This is a genomic window from Roseibium sp. LAB1 (assembly GCF_054658235.1).
The window spans coordinates 532,469-556,789 of the sequence record NZ_BAAGIB010000002.1 but is presented as its reverse complement, the minus strand read 5'-3'; the positions used below and the strand labels follow the sequence as shown (position 1 = coordinate 556,789).

The window sequence follows — 24,321 nt, the reverse complement described above, 5'->3', positions numbered from 1 at the left end:
GGCTGACCGCCCGGCATCGGGATCGTTCTTAGTATCCCAGGTCTTTCTTCATCTCGTAGATGGCCATGTTATCATCTTTGAGCGTGTAGAGTTTGGACTCGGTCTGGATCCATTTCGGCGGCATCGTGCCGTCGGCAAGGTAGGCTTCAAGGGCGTCCAGCGCCGGGCCGGCCATGTTCGGGGTCAGCTCGATGGTGGCATTGGCTTCGCCGTTTGCCATCGCAAGGTGGATATCCGGAACACTGTCGATCGAGACGATCTTGATGTCCTCACCCGGCTTCAGACCGGCTTCCTTGATCGCCTGGATAGCACCGACGGCCATGTCGTCGTTATGGGCGTAAAGTGCACAGATGTTTGCACCGCCGACGGCTTTCAGGAAGCTTTCCATGACGACTTTGCCCTGGCTGCGGGTGAAGTCGCCGGTCTGGCTGCGAACGATGTTCAGGTTGTCATGACCTGCAATCGCCTGCTCGAAGCCTTTCTTGCGGTCGATGGCCGGGCTGGAACCGGTCGTTCCCTGCAGCTCGACGATGTCGCACTTCTCGCCGGCAGTTTCATCAACCAGCCACTGGCCGGCGACGCTGCCTTCATGAACAAGGTCCGAAGTGACGGCAGTCATGTAGAGATCGTCCGGTGCGTCGACGGTCCGGTCAAGCAGCACGACCGGGATCTCGGCGTCCTTGGCTTCTTCCAGGACGTCGTCCCAACCGGTGGCGACGACCGGAGCGAGCAGGATCGCGTCGACGCCCTGCGCGATGAAGGACCGGATCGCCTTGATCTGGTTTTCCTGCTTCTGCTGGGCGTCGGCAAATTTCAGATCGATGCCGCGCTTTTCAGCTTCCTGTTTGGTGACAGTGGTTTCAGCTGCACGCCAACCGGATTCAGATCCGATCTGCGAAAAACCGATGGTCAGATCGGCAGCCATGGCGGTCATCGGGACAAACGACATTGCCCCGGCAATAAGCATTGCCTTGAGTTTCATAGGGTCTCCTCCACAGAGTTTGTTCTCCTCACGAGTGGCATTAAGTAATACTTTATTACTTTTGTAAAGCGGATAGCTTTGTGCGGTGCGAATGATCTGTTCAAGTAATTGATAAAATAAATAATTTCATGTTTTCTCGCTTCCTGCCTTCGTTGCGCCATGGCTCGATCAAGGCATGGATGCCGTTGCACAGCCGCTTCCGGCAGCTCCGGTTTATTGCACCGGAAGGGCATGGATTGCGGACCAGGTTCGGCAATGATGGAAAGCGCGTAATCCATCGCGAGGACTGACATTCCAGGCGGCGCACAGCCTGGACCCGGCACACGCCGCCTTATGGCACCGCATGGAACGGCACAGAAGCGTCATCCTGAGGCTACACCGTTTCGGGTATGGCCCGGTGAAAAACGACAAAAGCCCGGGCAGCAGGGCCCGGGCTTCATGGATTGCAAACATGAGCAGGACTAGCCGTCCAGCTTCACCCAGGCTGCGTTTCTTGCCGAAGACCGCACGCAGGCATCGACAAAGCGCACTCCCGCAAGGCCGTCCGCGATGCCCGGCACCAGTGAGCCTGCATCCTTGCCGGCCTGATGTGCCCGAATCGCCTCGGCGGCATCCTTGTAGAGATTGGCGAAGCCTTCCAGATAGCCTTCCGGGTGGCCGGGAGGAACGCGGGTGGCAGAGGCGATGCTGTCGAGCATGCCGGCACCACCGCGGGTCAGAAGCTGCTTCGGCTTTCCGAACGGCGTGTAGTGGAGATAGTTCGGGTCTTCCTGATGCCACTCCAGTCCGGCCTTGTCGCCATAGATCCGGATCTTGAGGTTGTTCTCGTTGCCCGGCGCCACTTGCGAGCACCACAACATGCCGCGCGCACCGCTGGCATAGCGCAGCATCACGTGACCGTTGTCGTCCACCTGCCGGCCCGGCACGAAAGACTGAAGATCGGCAGCGAGGCTTTCTGCCGACTGACCGGTAATGAAGCAGGCGAGGTTATAGGCATGTGTGCCGATATCGCCTGTGGAACCACCCAGGCCAGTGCGTGCCGGATCGGTGCGCCAGTCGGCCTGCTTGTTGTGCTGTTCCACCGTCAGCCAGTCCTGGGGGTACTCCACCTGAACGACGCGGATCGTGCCGAGATCGCCGTTCGCTACCATTTCGCGGGCCTGCCGGACCATCGGATAGCCGGTGTAATTGTGGGTCAGGAAGAAGAGGGCATCGGAGCTTTCCGCAGCCTTCACGAATTTCTTGGCGTCCGTCAGGGTCGAGGTCAGCGGCTTGTCGCAGATGACATGGATTCCCCGTTTCAGGAATTCCTTCGCTGCCGGATAGTGCATGTGGTTCGGCGTGACGATGGCGACGGCCTCGATGCCGTCCTTCAGCCGTGCTTCACGCTTGGCCATTTCCTCAAAGGATCCATAGATACGGTCTTCCTTGAGGCCGAGCGCACGGCCTGATTCAAGAGCCTTTTCCGGCGTGGAAGACAAGGCGCCCGCCACCAGATCGTAAGCGCCGTCGATGCGCGAAGCAATCCGGTGAACTGCACCGATAAAGGCATCCTTGCCGCCGCCGACCATGCCGAGCCGGATCGGGCGCGTCTGCGCGGTGTCTTTTCCTTCGATGGCCATGTCGCTCCTCCTGAAACTGTTTCTGTTCTATCGTGCCGCGCACTGTAATCGATTACACGCGTTGTTTACATAAATGCAAACCTCATTCTGAGGAAGCGGCTCAGCGCTGTCTTGAAGGATGGACCACATGTTCCGGAGACTGCAGACCATCCTTCGAGACGGACCTTGCGGTCCTCCTCAGGACAAGGTTGAGACGGGGAGGGCATTGTCGCCCACAAGCCCGCTTGATGCCTCATTGAGGTCAAGGCCCTAACTGATGCCAAGCATCTTCCGGTTGGCTGCATCATCACTACCGCCATCGGCAAAATCGTCAAAGGCCTTTTCGGTAGCGCGGATGATGTGCGCCTTGACGAAGTCTGCGCCTTCGCGCGCACCGTCTTCAGGATGCTTCAGGCAGCATTCCCATTCGACCACGGCCCAGCCGTCGAAATCGTTTGCGGCCATCTTGGAAAAGACGGCACCGAAGTCGACCTGACCGTCACCCAGAGAGCGGAAGCGGCCGGCACGGTCGACCCAGGACTGGTAACCGCCGTAAACGCCCTGGCGCCCGGTCGGATTGAACTCGGCATCCTTGACGTGGAACATGCCGATCCTGTCCTTGTAGATGTCGATATTGTCGAGATAATCCAGACACTGCAACACGTAGTGGGACGGATCGTAGAGCATCTTGCAGCGGTCGTGATTGTTGACGCGCTCCAGGAACATCTCGAAAGTTATGCCGTCGTGAAGATCCTCGCCCGGGTGGATTTCGTAACACACATCAACGCCCATTTCCTCGGCATAGTCGAGGATCGGGCGCCAGCGTCTGGCAAGTTCGTCGAAGGCTGTCTCGATCAAGCCTGCGGGCCGTTGCGGCCACGGATAGACATATGGCCAGGCAAGTGCGCCGGAAAAGGTCGCGTGGGCCGAGATGCCGAGATTGCGGCTGGCGGCCAGCGCCAGTTTCACCTGGTCGACCGCCCAGGCCTGCCGAGCCGCCGGATTGCCATGGACGTGCGGTGCGGCAAAGCCGTCAAAAGCCGTGTCGTAGGCCGGATGCACGGCAACAAGCTGACCCTGAAGGTGGGTCGAAAGTTCGGTGATCTCGACACCGTTCTCGCGGGCTGTCCCAATGAATTCGTCGCAATAGGTCTTGGAACTGGCCGCCTTTTCAAGATCGATCAGCCTGCTGTCCCAACTGGGCACCTGAACGCCAAGATAGCCGCAATCCGCGGCCCATTTCGTGATCGATGCCCAGGAATTGAACGGTGCTTCGTCCCCGGCAAACTGGGCGAGAAACAACGCCGGACCCTTTATGGTTTTCATGACATTCTCCAGAAATCGGGGAAGGTGAGGTGGGAAGGGCCGGGGTCCCATCGCGAAAACCCCGGCCCGCTACTGCCCGATGCCTTAGAACGGCGAATCCGGGAAGTAGTAGTTTTCAGCATTCTCCGGCGTGATCAGCGTCGCGCCGAGAATGTAGCGGCCGGCAACCGGGCCGTTGGACTTGAAGGCTGCAACCGTCTGGTCCATGGCGGTGGCGATCATCGCCGGCGGATAGAGAACGTCGACCGGGATCAGCGTCTCGCCGTCCATGATGGCCTTGATGGTTTCCTTCATGCCGGCACCGCCAACAACGAACATGCCGTCACCGTCGCGTCCGGCCTGTTTCAGAGCGGCCACTACGCCAATGGCGATGTCGTCGTCCTGGGCCCAGACCGCGTCGATGTCCGGGAAGCGGGACAGGAAGTCCTGCATCACTTCAAAGCCGTCGTCGCGGTTCCAGTTGGCGTGCTTGTGGTCGAGCACGTTGATGCCGGACCCTTCAATCTCGGCCATGAACGCGTCGAAGCGCTCATTGTCGATGACAGTCGGAATGCCGCGAAGGATGACGATATTGTCGCCTTCCTTCAGGCGGGTCTTCATGTACTGGGCGGAAACGCGTCCCAGTTCCGGGTTGTTACCGGCCACATAAAGGTCCTCGATACCCGGCTGGCTGAGGCCGCGGTCAACGACCGTGATCCACGCACCGGATTTCTTGACGTTCAGAACCGGGTCGGTCAGCGGTTCGGATTCGAACGGCAGAACCACCAGGGCATCAATCTGGTGAACGGAGACCAGGTCTTCCAGGGCACTTGCCTGGGCTTCCGGATCCGGCGAGTTCACCAGGATAAGGTCGACATCCGGATAAAGCGCTTCAAGACGCTTTTCCGCCTGTTCCGCGTGCCAGTTCATGCCGGCTGCCCAGGCATGGGTCGGGGTCGGATAGCTGACGCCGATCTTGATCTTTTCCTGCGCAACCGCAGCGCCTGCAAAAGCCAGAGCACCGGTTACCGCGATCACTCCCAAAGCTTTCTTCATGAGCATTGCTTCCTCCTTCAATGCTGCCATCTGGACGCACCTCTCCCGTCCGGTGCGATCCGGTCATTAAATTGGGGGACGGGTCCCGGTTCGGTTGAAATCAGATCAGGGGCTTACTTGCTCTTGCCGAGCTTCCAGTCACTGCGCTGAAGAAACACTGCGACGATGATGATCAGACCCTGCATGGTTCCATTCAGGTAGTTCGAGATCACATCGGTGAAGTTCAGAATGTTGCCGATGGTTGTGAGGATCAGGGCTCCAAGGATGGTGCCGCCAATCCGGCCATAGCCACCTTTCAGAACCGTGCCGCCAATGATCACCGCGGCAATCGCCTCAAGTTCCCACAGCACACCGGTGGAGGCGGATGCCGACCCGAGGCGGGGCACGTAGATGATGGTGGCAAAGGAAACACACAGACCTTGGATGACATAGGTAAGCGTCTTCACCCGGTCCACGTTGATCGCCGAGTAACGGGCGACAGCTTCATTCGAGCCGATGGCCGTGCAATAGCGACCGAATGCGGTGCGGTTCAAAAGCAGCCAGCCGCAAATGGCAACCGCGATGAACACCCAGACAGGGAAGGGCAGACCCAGGAACGTGTCGTAATAGACAGGCCTGTAGGTTCCGCGGATATCGAAGTTGAGCGACAGGGTGCCGCCATCGGCGAAATAGGTCACCAGAGAGCGGTAGATGCCCATGGTACCAAGCGTCACGATGAAGGCTTCAATCTTGCCTTTGGTGGTCAGCGCTCCGTTGACCCAGCCCGCGCCGATGCCCAGCACGATGGCGAGGCCACAGCCGAGAAGCACCGTTGGAACCCCGCTGCCCATGGTCTCGACCGCGTTGTTCATGATGATGATCATGACACCGGAAATGGCCGCTGCCATGGACCCGACCGAGAGATCGATCCCGCCCGCGGTGATCACGAAGGTCGCCCCGACCGCGATGATGCCGATGAAGGCCGAACGGGTCAGCAGGTTGGTAAGGTTGCCTTCGCTGACGAAGGCAGGGTTCAGCAGAAAGCCGATGATGCACAGGATCAGAAGCGCAACTGCGGGGCCAATCGTCTTGAAGTCTATGGAAGACCGTTTGGCCGGCTTGGCCGCTGTATCGTCGGACGCGGTCATCATGGTCAATGGAGTTCCTCCCGTTTCAGCCCGGCGGCATAGCGCATGATTTCATTTTCGTTGATGTGATCGCCGGTCAGAACGCCGGTGATATGGCCTTCGCGCATCACCACGACCCGGTGGCAGATGCCGATGATTTCAGGCATTTCCGAAGAGATGACCACGACCGAAACCCCTTCGGCGGCGAGAGCCGCGATGAAGTGGTAGATCTGCTGTTTGGTGCCCACATCGATGCCCCGGGTTGGTTCATCGATGATGACGATCTTCGGATCGCATTCCATGATCTTGGCCAGCAGAAGTTTCTGCTGATTGCCGCCCGACAGTTTGCCGACCGTGATTTCCTTGTCGCGTGCCCGCACGTCGAAGCGGCGGATGGCGCGGTTGAGCGCGTCTTCTTCCGCCTTGCTGTCGAGGCCGAAATTCCGGACGAATTTCGGCAGGGCGAACAGGGTGAGGTTGGGACGCATCTTCTTGTCGAGAAGCAGACCCTTTTCCTTCCTGTCCTTGGTGAGATAGGCGAGACCAAGATCCCGCGCTTCCGCGACGGTCAGGGGGCCGGTGTCGCGTCCAAAAAGCCTGATGGTTCCCGCCTCGATCGGCGCAAGGCCGCAAATGGCCTCGAAGACAGCCGTTCTGCCGGAGCCGATCAGGCCTGAAAATCCCAGAATTTCGCCCTTGCGCAGGCTGAAGCTGACGTTGGAGACGGAGGGAGCGCGCAGGTTCTGGACTTCCAGAACGAGCTCCGCATCGACATCCGCCTCGTGCATGGGGGGGTAGAGATCGGAAAGTTCCCGGCCGACCATCATCTGGGCCATCATGTCCGGCGTCAGATCGCCGGAGGCACGCGTGTCGATCCACTGGCCGTCGCGCAGGATGGTGACCCGATCGGCAATTGCCTTGACCTCATTGAGCTTGTGCGACACAAAAACGATGCCGACGCCGCTTTCCTTCAGCTTTTCCACCTGCCGGAAGAAAACCTCCGTTTCCTCCTCGGTCAGCACGGCGGTCGGCTCGTCCATGATCAGGATGCGGGCATTCCGGCTGACGGCCTTGACGATCTCGACCATCTGTTTCTGGGCAATGGTGAGGTCGGAAATTCGGTCGGTTGGAGAAATGTCGAGGCCGATCTCGTCCAGATACTTCCGGACGGTTGCCTGCATGGCCGCCTTGTCCAGAAAGCCGTTGGATTTGAGCTCCCGGCCGAGAAAGACGTTTTCTTCCACGGTCATTTGTTCGGCGAGGTTGAGTTCCTGGTGGATCAAGACGACGCCGAGTCTCTCCGCACCGCCATTTGGGGGCAGGTCGGTCTGCTTGCCGTCGAGACGGATCTGACCGGAGGTCGGGTCATGGAAACCGGAGAGGATTTTCATCAGCGTCGACTTGCCGGCGCCGTTTTCACCGATAAGGGCATGAACCTCACCCGGGCGGACGTCCATGCTGACACTGAACAGCACGGGGACCGGCCCAAAGGATTTACTGATGTTCACGGCCTCGATGACCGCTGCCGGAGCAGTGGTGTCCACGCTCATTCTTTTTCCTCCCAAAGCGCCAAAGCCCTCTTCTTCATTGGCGCTATTCGTCTCATGTAAACGTTTTCATAGGTCGTGTAAACCTTTACATTGGTGGCTGTAAACCTTTTCATTGTGTGCAATGCGTTCTATACAGCGTAGATGGCGTTGCGATTCATGGACTTATCCCGAGGCCGCACTGCAACATGTCTGGAAACTGGAAATGAGCGAACCGGGCGAGCGGCCGGCGACCATTGAAGACGTTGCAAAACTGGCGGGTGTTTCCATCGCGACCGTCAGCAGGGCCTTGCGCTCGCCGGAGAAGGTTGCCGAGAGCACGCGCAAGAAGGTCACGGCCGCCATTGCCCGAACCGGCTACACCGCCAACGCCATGGCGCAGAACCTGCGCATGCAACGCTCGCAGATGGTTCTGGTGCTGGCGTCTTCCATTGCAGATCCTAATTTTGCAGGCCTTCTAACGGGTTTGGAAAAGGCAGCCAACGATCGTGGCTACGGCGTTCTGATCGGCAATACCGAGGGCACAAGCGGGCTTGAGCAGAATTACCTGCGGTTCCTGTCGACGGGCATGGCCGACGGACTGGTGCTGCTGACAGGACATATTCCCGTTGCCGGGCAGCCGCAGACGCCGCTCGCCAATCTGCCTCCAATCGTCGCGACCGAGCGCCCGGTCTCGAATCCTGAAATCAGCTATGTCGGGGTAGATGATGTCGCGGCCTCCAAGGTTGCGACGGAATATCTTATTTCGCTCGGGCACCGCAGGATCACCTACATCTCTGGCGGGCCGGCCGACATCCGCAGCGATCTGCGCCACTCTGGGTATCTGCAGGGCTTGAAGGAATCTCCCGAGGCGCTGCGTGACTGGCGGGTGGAGGGCGATGGCTCCAGCGAAAGCGGGCGCGCCGCTGTCGAGCGGCTGTTCATCAAGGACGACCTGCCGACCGCCTTCTTCTGTTTCAACGACAACACGGCCATCGGCGTGATCTCCGCGCTACAACTGCGTGGCTACCGTGTGCCGGAAGACTTCTCCGTGCTCGGCTTTGATGACATTCCCTTCGCCAACAATTTCACGCCCGGTCTGACGACAATCCGCCAGCCCCGGCAGCACATCGGCGAAAAGGCCATGACGATCCTTCTGGACCGCCTGGCGAATCGGTCGCTGGAAACACAGACCCATCTGCTCCACGGCGACCTGATCGTACGCGAGAGCTGCGGCGGGATATCCCGCAAGCTGAAGTGACGACCTGCAACTGATGAATTTGGTGCGCTCGTTCAGCGCTGCCCTGTTTGAGAAGGGGAAGGGGTGACGATCCACCACGCGGACACATTCAAAGCAGTTGTTCCGAACGTCAGACGCTGCAGAACATTGCCAACTTTGGCGTTGAGGGCATGTTCAGCCGCGTCAGGGCTTATCCGCCTTGCCAGGTCTTTATGGCTTCTACCGGGTAGATCAGCATCAGCACGTTCAGCGTCAGATTGTCCTTGATCACCCAGAGCGCCAGCAACTCAAAGCCTATCCCGACCAGTACCGTGACCCAGACCGGCATGCGCCAGGCGAAGAAGAAGCCGGCGAGCATCCAGAGAATATCGAAGACGGAATTCAGGACGCTGTCGCCGGTGTAACCCGCCGCAATGGTGGCTTCACGGTACCGGTCGATGATCCAGGGGCTGTTCTCGATGATTTCCCAGGCGGCTTCGATGAAGATCGCGCCGAGTGCCCGCTCGCAAACTGAACTGCGCCTGAAGACCAGCCACAGGAACAGATAGAACAGGAAGCCGTGGATGATATGCGAGGGCGTGTACCAGTCGGCAATATGTTGCGAGGAACCGGCAACATCGCTGGCCGGTGTCCACAACAGAACGTAGCCGCAATCGCAAATCGGGATCCGCCCCATGGCCAGAAGAATGGCCGCTGTGGCGGCGATCATCGCCAGACCGACGATCAGACATTTGCTTCGGCTCACGGGTGTCTCCTCGGACTGTCGGGGCTAGTCGGTGATTCTCTACTGGAAATCTTCAAGAATTCTCTCTATGACCTTCCGCCAACGAAACATCAATCCGTCCGGCTCTGAGTGGAAGGTTGCGCCCCGGTTTTTCCGGCGCGTTTGCGCGGCCCCGCCGGATTTGGGATCAGGAGATCTTCATGACTGGCCTCAACGGCACGGCGCCCTATCAGTCCCGGCGTACTTTTGCGATCATTTCCCACCCGGATGCCGGTAAGACGACCTTGACCGAAAAGCTGCTGCTGTCGGGTGGTGCGATCCGGGCGGCAGGCCAGGTGCGTGCTCGCGGCGAACGACGCCGTGCACGGTCCGACTGGATGAAGATCGAGCAGGAACGCGGCATCTCCGTTTCGTCCTCGGTCATGACCTTTGAGCGCAAGGGCATCATCTACAATCTGCTCGACACGCCAGGCCACGAAGACTTCTCCGAGGATACCTATCGCACGCTGACCGCCGTCGACGCGGCCATCATGGTCATCGATGCCGCCAAGGGTATCGAAACCCAGACGCGCAAGCTCTTCGAAGTCTGCCGCCTGCGCGACATCCCGATCATCACTTTCGTCAACAAGATCGACCGTGAAGGCCGTCATGCGCTGGAAATCCTGGACGAGGTGCAGGAAGCGCTGGCGCTCGACGTATCGCCGCAGACCTGGCCCGTCGGCATGGGCTCGGACTTCTTCGGCGTCTATGACTGGCAGAAGAAGAAGTTTCACACCTCCGGCGGCGAGCGCGGTGGCGCTTACACCCAGACGAAGGACGTTTCCGGTCTCGACGATGAGATCCTTACCGGTACGGTGTTTGACCGGATCATGGACGAACTGACCGAAAACGTTGAACTGGGGGCGGAAGGCTACGCCGAATTCGACAAGGAAAGCTTCCTGGAAGGGCACCTGACGCCGGTCTTCTTCGGCTCGGCCTTGCGTGACTACGGCATCGAGGAAGTGCTCGACTTCATCGCCGAGTTCGCTCCGCCGCCTCATTCCCAGCCCGCCACCGGCGGACGCACCATCATGCCGCAGGAAGACAAGGTCACCGGCTTTGTCTTCAAGGTGCAGGCCAACATGGACCCGAAGCATCGCGACCGCATTGCCTTCGTGCGCCTGTGCTCCGGCACCTTCAAGCGCGGCATGAAGCTGAAACACGTGCGCGCCGACAAGCAGATTGCCGTTTCCGCGCCGATCTTCTTCTTTGCCGAGGAACGCGAAATTGCCGATCTCGCCTATCCGGGTGACGTCATCGGTGTGCCCAACCATGGCCAGTTGCGCGTCGGTGACACTCTCACCGAGGGTGAGAACATCCACGTTACCGGCCTGCCGGCCTTCGCCCCGGAAATCCTGCGCCGCGTGCGCCTGTCCGACACCATGCGCGTCAAGCAGATGCGCCAGGGACTGCAGGATCTGGCAGAGGAAGGTCTAGTGCAGATCTTCAAGCCGGATCTCGGATCAAACTGGATCGTCGGTGTTGTAGGTGCACTGCAGCTCGACGTGGTCGTGGACAGGCTGAAGGCGGAATACGGTACGGAAATTGGCTTTGAAGCCGTCCCATACACCACCGCCCGCTGGATCGAAACCGACAGCCAGACCCTGCAGAAGATGCTGGAAGGTCACCGCATGTCGATTGCCAACGATCGGGATGACAAGCCGGTGTTCCTGTTCAAGAATGCCTGGGAAATCGGTCATGTCACCGAGAAATTCCCGGACGTGAAATTCCGGGAAACGCGAGAGATCGTCTACGAGGCGTAGTCCGGCACAGGCCGGGGGCGGCCCATTATCTGCTCGCTGTGCTCCCCGGGTCCTTTGGGGCTGGCGGAGGACGTCGTGGGCTTTTCGGGGTGCCGGATGTTGCACGGATCGTTTTTAAGCACGACCTGTAACCCGATTCTGGTCATGGTTGCGGTGCGCCTGAAACGATGAACTTCTGGTGGAATTGGTAGGGTGGGCCGATCCGGTTTCTTCACAGGAAACCAGAGGGATTGCATTTGCAAATCATGTGATTATTGCGCATGAAGGAAAGAGTTTTCCATACAATTTCATTGTAATTTATGAGTATGTACGATGTTTTTGTTCAATATTCGAATAGTAAACGGCTAAGTATATATTTTTAATAGTGTTTTATCTGTTGATAGTGCGGAAAGGCTTGTCTAGGATAATTGAACCTGCCGGAATACTGTCACCAACAGCCGGTATGCAGCTTAGAGAGCGAATGAACAAGTGCGATACGAGCCTGTCGAGCAAGGTTCGCCGCCGCTTCAAAAGGCCAAGGGTGAAGCGCTAGCGGTAGAAATCCGCCGTCTGTCGAAGCCTTTCTGGATAACCGTGATCATCAGCGCGGTGAGCCTGTTGGCGTTCGTGTCGTTTCTCTCCTGGACACTTGATCGCAACTCCATCCGGTCTTCGGAACATATTTTCACGGCCATGCTTGGAGACCGCTCGGATCATCTGGCGGATATCACGCTCGAGTATGGTTTTTGGAACGACGCGGTCGAAAACCTTGTCGAAACACTCGACATGAAATGGATACGGGAAACCTTCGTCGACTACATGCAGGATGAACTGCAGATCGAGGGCATTCACCTGCTAGACGGCAGGAACCAGCCCAAGGTTCACGTCGTGGAGGGCAAGATCGCCGATGCGGACCTGCAAACCCTGTACGGTCCCTCGATGACGGTTCTGATTGCCGATGCCCGCAATACGCCGAAGGACGAAGCGCCGGTCCCGGCGACGGGGCTGGTTGGACATCTGGAGAAACTTTTTCTTGCCAGCGCGGTACTGCTGACCTCCTACACAGAAGATAGCGAAACCAGCACCGATCACGTGCTGGTCTTCGCGCGGCCGATCAATGCCTCGACCCTGGCTGACATGGCAGAAAAATATCACTTGCCCGGCCTGGGTGTGTCTGAATTTCCTCCGGCCTTCTGGCAGGCTGGTTATGACATCGAAACGGTCGACAGGCGGCACCTGGGATATTTCGTGTGGAACCCGGAACTTGCCGGATTTCGGATGTTGCCCCTGCTGACCATCGGGGTGCTGGCCGTTTATCTCGGCATGTACTTGTCCGCGCGAATGTTCTTCCACCGTGCGACGGACACGGTCCGTGCGCTTGCCGAAGCCAAGCACCAGGCGGACAAGGTCAAGGAACTTCTGGCCAACCAGGCCAGGAGTGATCCTCTTACGGGTCTTGGAAACAGGCGGTTGCTCGATGAGAAGCTGGCACTGCTGCAGGATGTCAAGCCATTGGCGGACGGCCACGCCTTGCTTTATGTCGACCTCGATCGCTTCAAGGAGATCAACGATACCTACGGTCACGAAACCGGAGATCTCGTGTTGCTGCATGTTGCTGATGCGTTGACAGGTCTTGCCAATGCGGATGACACGGTCGTTCGTTTGGGTGGGGACGAATTCGTCCTTGTCTTCGGCAGGGCGCGTCGTGAGAGGGTGCTTTCAGTCAGTCGTGCGATCGTGGAACACCTCAGCCGTCCGGTGAACCTGGACGGGGCCACCTACACCTTCGGAGCCAGTGTCGGCGTTGCCTTTTCGCACAAACCGTCGGAGTTGCTGCGCCAGGCCGATGTCGCGCTCTATTCGGCAAAGCGGCGTGGCAGGGCACAGGTAGCGGTCTATTCCGCCGACCTGCTGGATTTCCGGCACGTTCCGATACAGTCGGCAGCGCAGCCGGGCTGATAAAGCAAGACCGGCCAGAAGGCCGGTCTTGAGTGTCAGGAGGCCTTTGCAGAAGGCAGCTCGATGTCGATACCGAGTGTGGTGACGTCTCCTGTTCTGTCCATCTCCAGACGCACAGAATCCGGATCGATGGCCACACGCTTGGCAACCACGGCCAGAATGTCTTCCCGCAGACTTGAAATCAGCACCGCGTCCGAGCCGTCGTCGGCCCTTTCATGGGCCAGCAGAATTTGCAGCCGGTTCTTGGCAACCGAGGCACTTTCACCTCTTTTGCCAAAGAAGCTCAGGATGTTCATGCAGCCCTCCCCTTGAAGAACTTGCCGAACAGGCTCTTCTTTTCCTCAGGGATCGTGACCGGGATGTTCTCTCCCAGAAGACGGCGGACGGCCTCGGTGTAAGCCTTGGCAGCCGGCGAATTCTCGTCCGACAACGTGATCGGCAGGCCGACGTTCGAGGCCTTGAGAACGTCCTTGCTTTCCGGAACGACGCCGATAAGCGGCACGGACAGGATGTCGACGACATCGTCGGTCGCCAGCATGTCGCCTGTCTTGGCGCGCTCTGTATCATAGCGCGTGATCATAAGGTGCTTGGGCATGCGGCCGCCGTCTTCGGCAATCTTGGTCTTGGCATCAAGCAGGCCGATAATCCGGTCGCAGTCGCGCACGGACGACACTTCCGGGTTGGACACGATGATCGCCTCGTCCGCATGGCGCATGGCCAGCGTCGCGCCGCGTTCGATACCCGCCGGGCTGTCGCAGATCACCCAGTCGAAATACATGCGAAGTTCGCTGATGACACTGGCAACGCCTTCTTCCGTCAACGCGTCCTTGTCCCGGGTCTGGGATGCCGGCAACAGGTAGAGGTTGTTCAGCTTCTTGTCGCGCACAAGCGCCTGTTTGATCGAAGCTTCGCCGCGCACCACGTTGACGAGGTCAAACACGACCCGCCGCTCCGCACCCATGATCAGGTCGAGGTTGCGCAGCCCGACGTCGAAGTCGATGGCGCAGACCTGGTAGCCTTCTTTGGCAAGCGCCGAGGCAATAGCCGCGGTGGTGGTGGTTTTGCCCACGCCGCCCTTGCCTGACGTGACCACAACGACAGTAGCGTTGCTCATGGTGTTCGTCCTGTTTTTGTTGTCAGTCCGACCGCCTTCGGCTGCCGGTCCTGTGGTTAGTTCAGCTCTTCAAAGACGAGGGTTTCGTTTTCGAAGCGGATCTGCGCCGGTGCATTGCGCAAGGCACCATCGAAATCGTCAGCGACCTTGTAGAGCCCGTTGATGGAAACCAGCTCCGCATCCAGCTTGGAGCAGAAGATGCGGGCACTGTCTTTTCCTGCGACTCCCGCCAGAGCACGTCCGCGCAGGGCGCCGTAAACGTGAATTGAGCCACCGGCGATGATTTCGGCGCCGGAGCTCACCGAGCCGATCACCGTGACGTCACCTTCCGGGTGCAGAATACTCTGACCCGAGCGCACCGGTTCCGTGATGACGATGGAGGATCCGCTTGCAAAACTTGCCGGCGAGGTCTCCCAGTCGGCAGTTTCCGGCACGCTGTCACCGTTGGCCTCGCTGATTTTGGCCTCGCTGACTTTGGCCTTCGATTCTCCCACCGCCTTCCCGGATTTGGCAGAAGTGTTCTTGGTCTCGCCGGCGGCCTCTTTTTCGGCCGGCTCATCCGCTTCGGAACCGCTGCCGGCTTCTGCCGGAACGTTTGCGGGGGTAGGAACGTCCACATCAGACGCCAGACGGCCACCGGAAAAGCTGGGCGGCATGCCCGGTTTCAGCCGGGTGCCGGCGACACCGTCAATTCCCATGACGCGGATCGAGCGTTCGTTAAGCTCCGCCAGAAGCTGTTCCAGCTCCTCAATCGGGATCTTTGTGCCGCGGACGTCCAGAATGATGGGCCGGTCTATGAAAAATCCCGGCGAGCGCTCAATGATCCTGTCGATTTCACGGAACCAGTCCGCAAAAGGCGGCTCAGGGCTCAGAACGATGGCAATGAAGGATTTTCCCTTGAACTTCATCAAAGAGTCCGGCGGCACAATTGGTCAGGTTGATTTGGTCGGATAAACCTATCATTAACCGAACCGGACAATCGGGCAGGCAGCCGTTTTCCACCGATATCAATTTTTGTCAGATATTTCAGCTAATTGGCTCTTCCGCCAAGGCCTTTGGGCGATCGCAACATGTCACTCCTGCCAAAAATACCAAGAGCGCCGCCAGGAATCGCGCCAATGCATTGCCGCGTGCCTGCTTTGCCGGCGCATTGGTTAACTCAAATTCCGTAAAAAACTGGATTTTTGCCATATTGCAGTGCAGTATGAAAAATCGGGTGTTTGGGGCGCAAGGCGTCTTGGGGAAAAGAATGAGTAATTTCAGTGATATGATGACCTATCTCGGCCTCGATACAAGTGAGGCGTCGATGGTACTCAACGTATCTGAAGATGAAATTGTTCGCTGGTGCAATACGAGCGAGGCTCCTCCGATCCATATCTGGCAGGGCCTTGTGCGCATGCTCGACGAAATTCGTCTGTCTGCCGAGGAAGCCGCCAAGTCGGCCGATCTCGATCATCTGGACGCGACGGATCTCAACCGGATCAATCTGATGGTGCCCGGTGGCACGACGTCGGACCTTGCCGGCCCGAAACGCGCCGCAACGGCGCTGGCCGTTGCCACGCTGGCTCGGGTCTTCGTCTGATATCCGGTTGATCCGCTGTTTTGCGCCCACCTTGCTCAGGCAGGCTCGTAAACATCCAGCCCGATTTTCGCAGCCAGGACTCCGGCATCGACCGGTTTGGGCAGCTTCGCGAACCGCTCCGCATATCTGCCCGAAAACGGGTCTTCCTGGGGCAATCGCCCGGAAACGGCGATGACCCGGCAATTGGGGTGCTCATCGAGCGCCTGCTGAACCAGCGTCCAGCCCGAATGGCCGTTATCAAGCTGAAGATCCGTCACCACGATGGAATAGGGCATGTCGTGGCTGATCCTGGTCTTGGCATCATCGAAGCGATATGCGGTCGTCACTTCATAGCCGAAGGTCTCCATCAGGCCCGAGATCGCAGCCGCTGATCGCCGGTCGTCGTCGACCACAAGGGCCTGGCCAATTCCGGTTCTGGACTGCTGAGAGCCTTCCGTGGCAGCTTGCTGGGGAAATGTCAGCGTCACGCAGGTTCCCTGACCCGGGTGCGACGCGACGTGGATGGTGCCTCCGGACTGATGCACGAACCCGTGGACCATCGACAGCCCGAGGCCGGTGCCTTCACCATTTGCGCGGGCGCTGAAGAAGGGCTCGGCAGCCTGGCGCAGCGTATCTGCATCCATCCCGCAGCCATCATCCTTCACCGACAGCGAGATCGTCTCGTCAGTCTGCCGCGTTACGGCAATTTCGATGTGACCTTCGTCTTCAATGGCTTGTCCGGCATTGACGCACAGGTTCAAGATGGCGCTTTCCAACTGGCCGGGGTCAATCCGCGCATGCATCGGCCCTTCATCGCACCTGATCGACAGCGTAACGGTTTCTGGCAGCGCCATGGACAGCAGGTCTTCCATGCCTTCCGCGATAGCGGCGATATCGGTCTCGATGGGGGCCAGATGCTGTTTGCGGGCAAAGGCCAGAAGCCGCTCGATCAGGGAAACGCCAAGCTCGACCGCATCGTTGATCCTTGCCCGCAATACCGAGGCCCTGGGTGTGAGTTCGCCTTCCAGCATGTGAAGATTGCCGGAGATCGTGGACAGTATGTTGCCGAAGTCGTGGGCGACTTCACCCGTGACCTTGCCAAGGCTCTCCACCCGCCGGATTTCTTCCAGCCGTTCGTCGATCCTTTTGCGTTCCGTCGTTTCGGAAAACAGCCACACGGAGCCACCGTCGGGAAGTGCTGACTGACGAACTTCAAGCACCCGGCCTGTCGGGTCGGCGTATTCGCCGAAACCGGCCCGGTCGTTTTCATTGGCCCGGCGTTCGAATGGTGACTTTTCCAGAAGTTCCGGCAGGGTCATGCGTTTGCCGCGGCCAGCCTTTTCGAGACGCAACAATTCCCGGACACGGTCATTTTCGGCCAGGATCTGCCCGGTCGGTGACAGGACTGCAACACCGTCGCTGATGTTCTGGAAGACAGTGATGAAAAGCTCGTTGCGGCGCCAGACTTCCCTTGTTTTCCGTTCCAGGCGCAGAGCATTGGACCGGAATTTGCGGAAGGCCTCGGACAACTGCCCGATTTCGTCCGACGAGCTTGCCTTCTTGGGAAGTCGTGCCTTCAGATCCCCGGCTGCCAGTCGCCGCATGACGGCGGTGATCTGGTGCAGGTTGCGCACCACGTAGCGGGAGACAAACAGGGCAGAGCCGATGGCGACAAACAGACTGACGCCGGTCAGGACCAGAATGACGGCCTTGGCAAAAGTAATGCTGGTTGTTGTCTTGTCGCGTGAATCGCGAAGCCGAAGCTTTGTGTCCGTCACCTTCTGCAGCGCGTAGGCGTTCACCTGCGCGAGCTCGGTGCGAATGCGGAAGAGCGCGTTTTCGGCATCCAGCTTTGCCGCAAGGCTGGAAAAGCGCAGCGAAAACAGGTCTCCCCGCCGCATTACGGCGTCATCGACCTCAACCAGGGCCGTGCGTATGGCGGCAGGGGCATTGGAAGCAATGTCCTGCCGGATACGTCGGAAACTGCTTTGCTGCTCACCTACCTTGATCAGCTCCTGACTGCGCAACGCACCGATAGCCGCCATGACCAGTTGTTGCAGGGCTGACCAGTTCTGACGGTCCTCCGGCGGCTGATCCCGCGTTTGTGCGAGCCTGCGAAAGCGTTTTTGAAGGCGTTCCAGATCCTGGTCGATCAACGCGAGTTCGGCGGCGTTCCTGCCTTGCGGAACCATTGCGCGGGCAAGATCGGTGATCGCCACCCGTATGCGGGCAAGAGGCCTGATGAGGTCAGGATCGCCGCCACCCAGCGTCTCGATATGATCAAGCGTCGCGAGAATTCGTTCAGCCTCGCTTTCCAGTTGGAAGTTGGGGCTGAGCGTCATCAGAAAGGGGGCGGAGGCGGCCAGTTTCGACGCGTTTCCGGAAAGCTCAAGGGCGTCGGAAACGTCGCTCAAGGTCTGGTCGTGAAAGGTGCCGAGCTGCTCTTCGGCGCTGTTGAGGGTGATGAGGGCAATGGCTCCGACAACCATGACCACGACAAGAAGCAGGCCGATGGACGACAGCAGCAGCGAGCGGATGCTGGGCTGGCGCAGCCGGGACGTGCTCATGGTCCGTCCGCCTGCAGGACAAAGATGTATCCCTGCGCCCGGCGGGTTTGCAGATGAACCGGCTTTGACGGGACATTCTCGATCTTGCGGCGCAGCCGCAGGATCAGGACATCGATGGTCCGGTCCACATAGCGCTGCATATCGCTGCCGATTTCGCGCATCAGATCCGTGCGGGGAATGATCCGGTCCGGGTTTTTCACGAAATATTCCAGGAGGACATATTCCGCATTGGTCAGCGGAATCTCGTCGCCGTTCCCGTCAAGCAGCTCCCGGCGTTTCAGGTTCACCCTCTTGTCGCCGAAGATGATTTCCTGATCCTTGCCGGCTTTCGCAGCTGAAACGCCATGCCCGTAGCGTCGCAGAACCGCGCGGATGCGGGCGACGAGTTCGCGCGGATTGAACGGCTTCATCAGATAGTCGTCAGCGCCTGTCTCAAGGCCGATGATCTTGTCGATCTCGTCGCCGACGCCGGTCAGCATGACGATGGGAAGCTCGCTTGTTTCGCGGATGTGAATGGCAAGGGTCAGACCGGATTCACCCTTGAGGCGCAGGTCGATCAGCACGAGGTCAAAGTCCTGCGGACTGCCGGCCGCCTTGAAGCCGCCGCTGTCCTGAAACGCAACCGGTTCGAACCCGCTTGCCTCCATCAGAGCAGACAGGGTTTCGCGCACATCCGCGTCGTCATCGATGATGGCAATCACCGGTCTTGTCGCGCTTGCATCCATGCTGTTGCTCTCTTGAACCTTCATGAGCTGTCTAACATAAGCACGGGGAGGCGCGGTCAGAATCTCGTTACAAATGTTTCACCCGTCCACGGGTGGTTGTAACACTGTTAACAATATAGGGCTGTCCAACCGCTTCTGTTAACACTTCGCCGCTCGTTTTCCTTCGCCATATCCCGCTAGGCTGATGACGATCTTTCAAGAGCCTTGCGGTGCGATGCGCTGTGAGGTGCGAGTGATCTGTAATGGGAGGAAAATATGAGAAATATGCTGGCCCGGCTCGGTTCCGTGGCTTTTGTGACCGGTTTTGCCCTTTCGTCCGCTTATGCTGCTGAATGCGCGAACCAGGGTGCACTTGATAGCATCTATTGTGATGCCAATGGCGATCTTGTCGCCGACGCACCGTCCGATCCGGCCAAACTGAGCAACCCGGACACGCTCGTCTTCGCCTATACGCCGGTTGAAGATCCGGCCGTTTACGCCGACATCTGGGCGCCTTTCATCGAGCACCTGGAAACTGTTACCGGCAAGGACGTGCAGTTCTTCGCCGTACAGTCGAATTCGGCTGAAGTGGAAGCGATGCGCTCCGGACGTCTGCATATCGCGGGTTTCTCGACTGGTCCTACACCGTTCGCGGTCAACCTTGCCGGTGCTGTGCCTTTTGCGATCATGGGCAGTGAAGACGGTCAGTTCGGCTATCGCCTGCAGGTCTACACGCAGGCTGACAGCGACATCAAGACACCTGCCGATATGAAGGGCAAGCGCATCGCGCACACGTCTCCGACGTCCAACTCGGGCAACCAGGCGCCGCGCGCCCTGTTCCCTGCGCTCGGTGTCGTGCCGGATCAGGATTATGAAGTCATCTATTCCGGATCCCATGACCAGTCGATGCTGGGTGTGGTTGCCGGCGACTATGACGCCGCACCGGTCGCCTCCGAAGTTGTTGACCGCATGGCGGAACGTGGCCTTTACGATCCTGCGGAAGTACGCATTGTCTGGGAAAGCGATCCGTTCCCGACAACCTCCTTCAACTACGCCCACGACCTGGATCCGGCCCTCGTTGAAAAAATCAAGGAAGCGTTCTTCAGCTTCGACTTCAAGGGCAACAAACTGGGTGAGGAATTCGAGGGCGTAAGCAAGTTCGTCCCGATCACCTACAAGGATCAGTGGGCTGTCATCCGGCAGATCCAGGCCAGCAACGGTGTTGAATATACGCCGCAAGGTCTTGCCAAGTAAGACAACTGGCTTTGACGGTCCGCCGTGAGTTCAACTCCGGCGGGCCGGTTCAATCGGGGTAAAACATGCTAAAGATAACAAGCCTTGTAAAACGTTACGGGGGCGGGGATCCTGTGCTCAAGGACCTGGACCTTGAGGTTCCCGGCGAAGAGGTCGTCTCCGTGATCGGCTCTTCGGGTGCGGGCAAGAGTACACTGCTTCGCTGCATCAACCGGCTGGTCGAACCGACCTCGGGCAAGATCTTCCTCAATGGCACCGACTTCACCAGCCTGGGCAAGCGCGATCTGCGCGTCGGCCGCCGCAGGATCGGAATGGTGTTCCAGAGCTTCAATCTGGTCGACCGCCTGACCGTTATGGAAAACGTCCAGAGCGGGCGCCTCGGCTACATCTCGACCTGGGCTGCGCTTTCACGACGTTATCCGAAAGAAGACATCCGCCGGGCCTATGAGCTGATGGAGCGGGTCGGGATCGCCCACTATGCCGACAAGCGCGCGGACGAACTTTCCGGCGGCGAACGCCAGCGTGTCGGCGTGATCCGGGCCCTGATGCAACAACCGGAAATCCTTCTGGCCGACGAACCGACAGCCTCTCTCGACCCGAAAACCTCGGAACAGATCATGACGCTGCTGCGGGACCTCGCACGCGAACTGAAGCTTCCGGTGATCATCAACATTCACAACGTCAATGAAGCCAAGGAATTCAGCGACCGTATCGTCGGCATGCGCTATGGGCGGATCATCTTCGACGATCTGCCGGATGCCCTGACAAAGGACGCGATGCACGAGATCTATGCCGGTGTTCCTCACGAGGACCGGCAGATGGAAGGCGCTGCGGCATGACTACGGCGAGGGATACCTGGCGCAAGCAGCCCTTCATCGCCAACCCGCTATTGCGCTACGGCCTTTATGTCGCAATAGCGGTCTATATCGTGACCACCTTTGCAACGCTGCCGATCGACTGGGACCGTATGATGCAAGGCCTGAGCCGTGCAGGGCGGATCTTTGGTGGGGCCTTCCCACCCAGCTTCCAGCGTAGCGAATTGCTCATCGACGGGTTTATGGAAAGCCTGAAGATCGCGATCCTTGCAACTGTCGGCGGCGTCCTGCTGTCGATCCCGATCGCCTTCATGGCGGCCAGGAACATCGCGCCGCTCCCGATCTATTATTTTGGCCGGGCGGTCATCATCATCGCACGCAGCTTCCATCCGGTGATCGTCGCCATCATTTTCGTGAAGGCGGTCGGTTTCGGTCCCTTCGCGGGTGTCCTGACGCTGATCGTCTACTCCATCGGCTTTGTTGCCAAGCTGCTGGCCGAAAAGATCGAGGAAATCGATCCAGGGCCCGTCGAAGCCATGAAGGCAGCGGGTGCACCGTTCCTGTCGACGCTGGTCTATGCGGTGTTTCCGCAGATCATGCAGCGCCAGATCGGCCTTGGCATCTACCAGCTCGACAGCAACCTGAGAGCCTCCGCGGTTGTCGGCATTGTCGGCGCGGGCGGCATCGGTGCCACGCTGGCCAATGCCTTCGGGCGCTACGATTATGACTTCGCCCTGGCTATCACCATGGTCATCGTCGGGGCCATCCTGATTTCCGAAGCCGTCAGCGGTGCCATCAGAAAGCGGATCGCATAATGGAACAGGTACAGCTTCAAGACTGGGCACGCTATACGCCGGCCCAGCGGTTTCAGCGCTACGGTTACTTTGCCCTGACCGCTCTCGTCGTCGCCTGGGCACTGGGCAGCGTCAACATCATCTGGGCCTGGGTGTGGGACGCTCCGACCCAGATGGGCGATCTCTTCAGCCGTATGGTTCCGCCGGACCCGACCCATCTCGACCAGATCCTGAGCGCGTTGTGGGAGACGGTAAACCTTGCAACCATCGCTACGGCAATGGCGGTCGTGCTGGCATTGCCGGTGGCCTACATAGCGGCGCAGAACACGACGCCCAACGCGCTGACGCTCTGGCTTGGCCGGTTCATCCTGGTCTCCTCGCGATCCGTCAACACGATCATCTGGGCCTTGCTGTTTGTGGCAATCTTTGGCCCCGGTGTTGTGGCCGGCATTGTCGCCATCATGTTCCGCTCCATCGGTTTCCTGGGCAAGCTGCTGGGCGAGGCAATCGAGGAAATCGATCCCAAACCGGTCGAGGCGCTGAAGGCGTGCGGCGCGAGCCATTTCAAGGTCGTGCTCTACGCGATAGTGCCTCAGGTCATGCCGACCTTCTTTGCGGTCGCTATCCTGCGCTGGGATATCAACCTGCGGGAATCCACGGTTCTCGGGCTGGTCGGGGCAGGGGGGATCGGGGTGATCCTGCAAGGGGCCATCGATACCTTCAACTGGCAGGAGGTCTCCACAGTGCTTCTGGCCATCATCGCGCTGGTGGTTGCCGGAGAAGTCGTGTCGTCCTACCTGCGGCGCAAGATCCTCTGAAGGGGGGGGGCGGAACCGGTCGTCGGTTGGAAAAGCCGATTGGACAAGAAAACGCTGGTGCGGCCGGGAGAAATCTCTGCCGCACCATTTGCTTTGTGGAAACTCTTCGGCATTTTGTCCGAAACCCACCCGAAACGAGGGAGGCTTTCTTGAACTTTTCTTCGTTTCAGCGATGATCGAGGCAAGAGACTGCCTCCAACCGCTGATTTGCCGCCACCGTTCGGCTGACGAAGACAAGCGTCATGCCCGGAAACTCACCCCGCATTTATCCGGTATCGGCGGGCGGCCACCACATCATTAAGGCCCGGCCTATGACTGACTCGCTCAAGGGACTTGCCGCCGCGCTTCTCGCATTTGCCCTGTTTTCCACCCATGACGCCATCATCAAGGAACTCGGCGGCAGCTATCCGGTCTTCCAGATCATCTTTTTCACGATGCTGTTTGCCTTCGTGCCGATGTCCGTGATGATGCTCGCGGACAAGGCTGTCGATAATTTCCGTCCCAGGCATCCATGGCTGGTGCTGTCGCGGGCGGGCCTTGCCATCATCGCCATGTCTTGCGGGTTCTATGCCTTCACGACCCTGCCGCTGGCGGAAGTCTATGCATTGCTGTTTGCCATGCCTCTGCTGATCACCGCACTGTCCGTGCCATTGCTCGGCGAAACCGTGCGGGCACAGCGCTGGGCCGCAGTGATTGTCGGTTTGATCGGCGTTCTGATCGTTTTGCGTCCCGGTGTAACGGAGCTCACGCTCGGCCACGCTGCAGCGCTCACCGCTGCATTCGCCAACTCCCTGTCGACCATTCTGGTGCGCAAGCTTGGCGGCAAGGAACGTCCGGCCGTTCTGATCCTCTATCCGATGATCCTGTCCATGACCGCCATGTCCATGACGCTTCCGGTCTTCTACGTGCCGGTGCAACTCATCGATCTTGGCCTGATGGCAGCGATCGGCTTTCTGTCGGTCATCGCCCAGTTCCTGACGATTTCCGCCTACAAGGCCGCACCGGCCGCTGTGGTCGCGCCGTTGCAATATAGCCAGATTCTCTGGGCAAGCCTGTTCGGGGTGCTGTTCTTTTCCGAAACGCCGGATTTCTATGTCGGCCTCGGCTCTGCGGTCATCATCGCTTCTGGCATTTTCGTCGTCTGGCGGGAGAGCCGCGAGAATGTCTCCATGCAGACGCCGGTCCTGAAGGCAGCCAACCCGCGTTTCGACACCGGTCCGCAGCCGAAGTAGGTGGCGGAGGAGACCGGCTCCCAACTGGCGGATATCCGGATATTGCCCAACACGACAGTCTCATCCTGAGGAGCGCATTTCTGCGCGTCTCGAAGGATGGGCGGCATACTCAGGAGCAAGTGGCCCATCCTTCGAGACAGCGCTCACGCGCTTCCTCAGGATGAGGTCGTGGGGGAGGCGGG

The 24,321-nt window shown here is 59.0% G+C and carries 21 protein-coding genes; 9 read left to right on the top strand and 12 right to left on the bottom strand.

Annotated elements, in window-relative coordinates; genetic code table 11:
• Positions 1-28: 28 nt before the first annotated feature.
• The 6 genes from ytfQ to ACYQ54_RS12480 form a co-directional block, all read right to left on the bottom strand.
• The gene (gene ytfQ / locus ACYQ54_RS12505; protein ID WP_460082695.1) at positions 29-982 is read right to left on the bottom strand and encodes a galactofuranose ABC transporter, galactofuranose-binding protein YtfQ; all 954 of its coding nucleotides are present in this window, start codon (positions 980-982) and stop codon (positions 29-31) included.
• A 461-nt stretch (positions 983-1,443) separates the two neighbouring features.
• Positions 1,444-2,604 carry a Gfo/Idh/MocA family protein gene (locus tag ACYQ54_RS12500; RefSeq protein ID WP_460082692.1) on the bottom strand — a complete coding sequence of 387 codons (1,161 nt, stop codon included), beginning with the start codon at positions 2,602-2,604 and terminating at the stop codon, positions 1,444-1,446.
• A gap of 249 nt (positions 2,605-2,853) precedes the next feature.
• Positions 2,854-3,909, bottom strand: coding sequence for a sugar phosphate isomerase/epimerase family protein (locus ACYQ54_RS12495; RefSeq protein ID WP_460082691.1), 1,056 nt, complete (start codon positions 3,907-3,909; stop codon positions 2,854-2,856).
• An 84-nt stretch (positions 3,910-3,993) separates the two neighbouring features.
• Positions 3,994-4,950 (bottom strand): substrate-binding domain-containing protein, encoded by a 957-nt coding sequence (locus ACYQ54_RS12490; protein WP_040441259.1) that lies wholly within the window; start codon positions 4,948-4,950, stop codon positions 3,994-3,996.
• A gap of 107 nt (positions 4,951-5,057) precedes the next feature.
• Positions 5,058-6,074: an ABC transporter permease gene (locus ACYQ54_RS12485; RefSeq protein WP_006939382.1), complete on the bottom strand. Its 1,017-nt coding sequence runs from the start codon at positions 6,072-6,074 to the stop codon at positions 5,058-5,060.
• Positions 6,075-6,076: 2 nt separating this feature from the next.
• Positions 6,077-7,600, bottom strand: coding sequence for a sugar ABC transporter ATP-binding protein (locus ACYQ54_RS12480; RefSeq protein ID WP_460082689.1), 1,524 nt, complete (start codon positions 7,598-7,600; stop codon positions 6,077-6,079).
• Positions 7,601-7,802: 202 nt separating this feature from the next.
• Between ACYQ54_RS12480 and ACYQ54_RS12475 the strand changes: the two genes are divergently transcribed.
• Positions 7,803-8,837: a LacI family DNA-binding transcriptional regulator gene (locus ACYQ54_RS12475; protein ID WP_460082687.1), complete on the top strand. Its 1,035-nt coding sequence runs from the start codon at positions 7,803-7,805 to the stop codon at positions 8,835-8,837.
• Positions 8,838-9,006: 169 nt separating this feature from the next.
• Here ACYQ54_RS12475 and ACYQ54_RS12470 read toward each other — a convergent pair whose 3' ends face one another.
• The gene (locus ACYQ54_RS12470) at positions 9,007-9,561 is read right to left on the bottom strand and encodes a DUF2585 domain-containing protein (protein WP_460082686.1); all 555 of its coding nucleotides are present in this window, start codon (positions 9,559-9,561) and stop codon (positions 9,007-9,009) included.
• A gap of 179 nt (positions 9,562-9,740) precedes the next feature.
• Between ACYQ54_RS12470 and ACYQ54_RS12465 the strand changes: the two genes are divergently transcribed.
• Positions 9,741-11,342, top strand: a complete 1,602-nt coding sequence (locus tag ACYQ54_RS12465; RefSeq protein ID WP_460082684.1) for a peptide chain release factor 3 — start codon at positions 9,741-9,743, stop codon at positions 11,340-11,342.
• A gap of 468 nt (positions 11,343-11,810) precedes the next feature.
• Positions 11,811-13,280, top strand: a complete 1,470-nt coding sequence (locus ACYQ54_RS12460; protein ID WP_460082682.1) for a diguanylate cyclase domain-containing protein — start codon at positions 11,811-11,813, stop codon at positions 13,278-13,280.
• A gap of 35 nt (positions 13,281-13,315) precedes the next feature.
• Here ACYQ54_RS12460 and minE read toward each other — a convergent pair whose 3' ends face one another.
• From minE to minC, 3 genes are read right to left on the bottom strand one after another with little or no spacing between them, the layout of a single operon-like run.
• On the bottom strand, positions 13,316-13,576 hold the full coding sequence (minE, locus tag ACYQ54_RS12455; protein ID WP_460082680.1) for a cell division topological specificity factor MinE: 261 nt from the start codon (positions 13,574-13,576) through the stop codon (positions 13,316-13,318).
• Positions 13,573-14,394 (bottom strand): septum site-determining protein MinD, encoded by an 822-nt coding sequence (gene minD / locus ACYQ54_RS12450; RefSeq protein WP_460082679.1) that lies wholly within the window; start codon positions 14,392-14,394, stop codon positions 13,573-13,575. The genes minE and minD overlap by 4 nt, the downstream gene beginning before the upstream one ends.
• Before the next feature lie 56 nt (positions 14,395-14,450).
• A complete protein-coding gene (gene minC / locus ACYQ54_RS12445) occupies positions 14,451-15,302 on the bottom strand; it encodes a septum site-determining protein MinC (protein ID WP_460082676.1) in 852 nt (283 codons plus the stop codon).
• A 341-nt stretch (positions 15,303-15,643) separates the two neighbouring features.
• Here minC and ACYQ54_RS12440 point away from each other — a divergent pair, with 341 nt between their 5' ends.
• Positions 15,644-15,976, top strand: coding sequence for a hypothetical protein (locus ACYQ54_RS12440; protein WP_460082673.1), 333 nt, complete (start codon positions 15,644-15,646; stop codon positions 15,974-15,976).
• A 35-nt stretch (positions 15,977-16,011) separates the two neighbouring features.
• Here the strand turns inward: ACYQ54_RS12440 and ACYQ54_RS12435 are convergent, their stop codons facing one another.
• Both ACYQ54_RS12435 and ACYQ54_RS12430 read right to left on the bottom strand, forming a co-directional pair.
• Complete coding sequence (locus ACYQ54_RS12435; RefSeq protein ID WP_460082672.1) at positions 16,012-18,522, bottom strand: ATP-binding protein; 2,511 nt, start codon at positions 18,520-18,522, stop codon at positions 16,012-16,014.
• Positions 18,519-19,271, bottom strand: coding sequence for a response regulator (locus ACYQ54_RS12430; protein WP_460082670.1), 753 nt, complete (start codon positions 19,269-19,271; stop codon positions 18,519-18,521). The genes ACYQ54_RS12435 and ACYQ54_RS12430 overlap by 4 nt, the downstream gene beginning before the upstream one ends.
• Before the next feature lie 240 nt (positions 19,272-19,511).
• Between ACYQ54_RS12430 and phnD the strand changes: the two genes are divergently transcribed.
• The 5 genes from phnD to ACYQ54_RS12405 all read left to right on the top strand — a co-directional run bounded on the left by phnD (position 19,512) and on the right by ACYQ54_RS12405 (position 24,139).
• A complete protein-coding gene (gene phnD / locus ACYQ54_RS12425; RefSeq protein ID WP_460084784.1) occupies positions 19,512-20,480 on the top strand; it encodes a phosphate/phosphite/phosphonate ABC transporter substrate-binding protein in 969 nt (322 codons plus the stop codon).
• Between the two features lie 65 nt (positions 20,481-20,545).
• Positions 20,546-21,319, top strand: coding sequence for a phosphonate ABC transporter ATP-binding protein (gene phnC / locus ACYQ54_RS12420; RefSeq protein WP_460082668.1), 774 nt, complete (start codon positions 20,546-20,548; stop codon positions 21,317-21,319).
• On the top strand, positions 21,316-22,110 hold the full coding sequence (phnE, locus tag ACYQ54_RS12415; protein ID WP_460082666.1) for a phosphonate ABC transporter, permease protein PhnE: 795 nt from the start codon (positions 21,316-21,318) through the stop codon (positions 22,108-22,110). The genes phnC and phnE (ACYQ54_RS12415) overlap by 4 nt, the downstream gene beginning before the upstream one ends.
• Positions 22,110-22,907 carry a phosphonate ABC transporter, permease protein PhnE gene (phnE, locus tag ACYQ54_RS12410; RefSeq protein WP_006939397.1) on the top strand — a complete coding sequence of 266 codons (798 nt, stop codon included), beginning with the start codon at positions 22,110-22,112 and terminating at the stop codon, positions 22,905-22,907. The genes phnE (ACYQ54_RS12415) and phnE (ACYQ54_RS12410) overlap by 1 nt, the downstream gene beginning before the upstream one ends.
• Before the next feature lie 311 nt (positions 22,908-23,218).
• On the top strand, positions 23,219-24,139 hold the full coding sequence (locus tag ACYQ54_RS12405) for a DMT family transporter (protein WP_460082663.1): 921 nt from the start codon (positions 23,219-23,221) through the stop codon (positions 24,137-24,139).
• The last annotated feature ends 182 nt before the right edge of the window (positions 24,140-24,321 follow it).

Coding starts and splice junctions, on each gene's coding strand:
- minC (WP_460082676.1), bottom strand. CDS start 15,302: ATGAAGTTCAAGGGAAAATCCTTCATTGCCATCGTTCTGAGCCCTGAG.
- ACYQ54_RS12440 (WP_460082673.1), top strand. CDS start 15,644: ATGAGTAATTTCAGTGATATGATGACCTATCTCGGCCTCGATACAAGT.
- ACYQ54_RS12435 (WP_460082672.1), bottom strand. CDS start 18,522: ATGAGCACGTCCCGGCTGCGCCAGCCCAGCATCCGCTCGCTGCTGCTG.
- ytfQ (WP_460082695.1), bottom strand. CDS start 982: ATGAAACTCAAGGCAATGCTTATTGCCGGGGCAATGTCGTTTGTCCCG.
- ACYQ54_RS12490 (WP_040441259.1), bottom strand. CDS start 4,950: ATGCTCATGAAGAAAGCTTTGGGAGTGATCGCGGTAACCGGTGCTCTG.
- minD (WP_460082679.1), bottom strand. CDS start 14,394: ATGAGCAACGCTACTGTCGTTGTGGTCACGTCAGGCAAGGGCGGCGTG.
- phnD (WP_460084784.1), top strand. CDS start 19,512: ATGCTGGCCCGGCTCGGTTCCGTGGCTTTTGTGACCGGTTTTGCCCTT.
- phnC (WP_460082668.1), top strand. CDS start 20,546: ATGCTAAAGATAACAAGCCTTGTAAAACGTTACGGGGGCGGGGATCCT.
- phnE (WP_460082666.1), top strand. CDS start 21,316: ATGACTACGGCGAGGGATACCTGGCGCAAGCAGCCCTTCATCGCCAAC.
- ACYQ54_RS12480 (WP_460082689.1), bottom strand. CDS start 7,600: ATGAGCGTGGACACCACTGCTCCGGCAGCGGTCATCGAGGCCGTGAAC.
- ACYQ54_RS12465 (WP_460082684.1), top strand. CDS start 9,741: ATGACTGGCCTCAACGGCACGGCGCCCTATCAGTCCCGGCGTACTTTT.
- ACYQ54_RS12495 (WP_460082691.1), bottom strand. CDS start 3,909: ATGAAAACCATAAAGGGTCCGGCGTTGTTTCTCGCCCAGTTTGCCGGG.
- minE (WP_460082680.1), bottom strand. CDS start 13,576: ATGAACATCCTGAGCTTCTTTGGCAAAAGAGGTGAAAGTGCCTCGGTT.
- phnE (WP_006939397.1), top strand. CDS start 22,110: ATGGAACAGGTACAGCTTCAAGACTGGGCACGCTATACGCCGGCCCAG.
- ACYQ54_RS12430 (WP_460082670.1), bottom strand. CDS start 19,271: ATGAAGGTTCAAGAGAGCAACAGCATGGATGCAAGCGCGACAAGACCG.
- ACYQ54_RS12500 (WP_460082692.1), bottom strand. CDS start 2,604: ATGGCCATCGAAGGAAAAGACACCGCGCAGACGCGCCCGATCCGGCTC.
- ACYQ54_RS12475 (WP_460082687.1), top strand. CDS start 7,803: ATGAGCGAACCGGGCGAGCGGCCGGCGACCATTGAAGACGTTGCAAAA.
- ACYQ54_RS12485 (WP_006939382.1), bottom strand. CDS start 6,074: ATGATGACCGCGTCCGACGATACAGCGGCCAAGCCGGCCAAACGGTCT.
- ACYQ54_RS12405 (WP_460082663.1), top strand. CDS start 23,219: ATGACTGACTCGCTCAAGGGACTTGCCGCCGCGCTTCTCGCATTTGCC.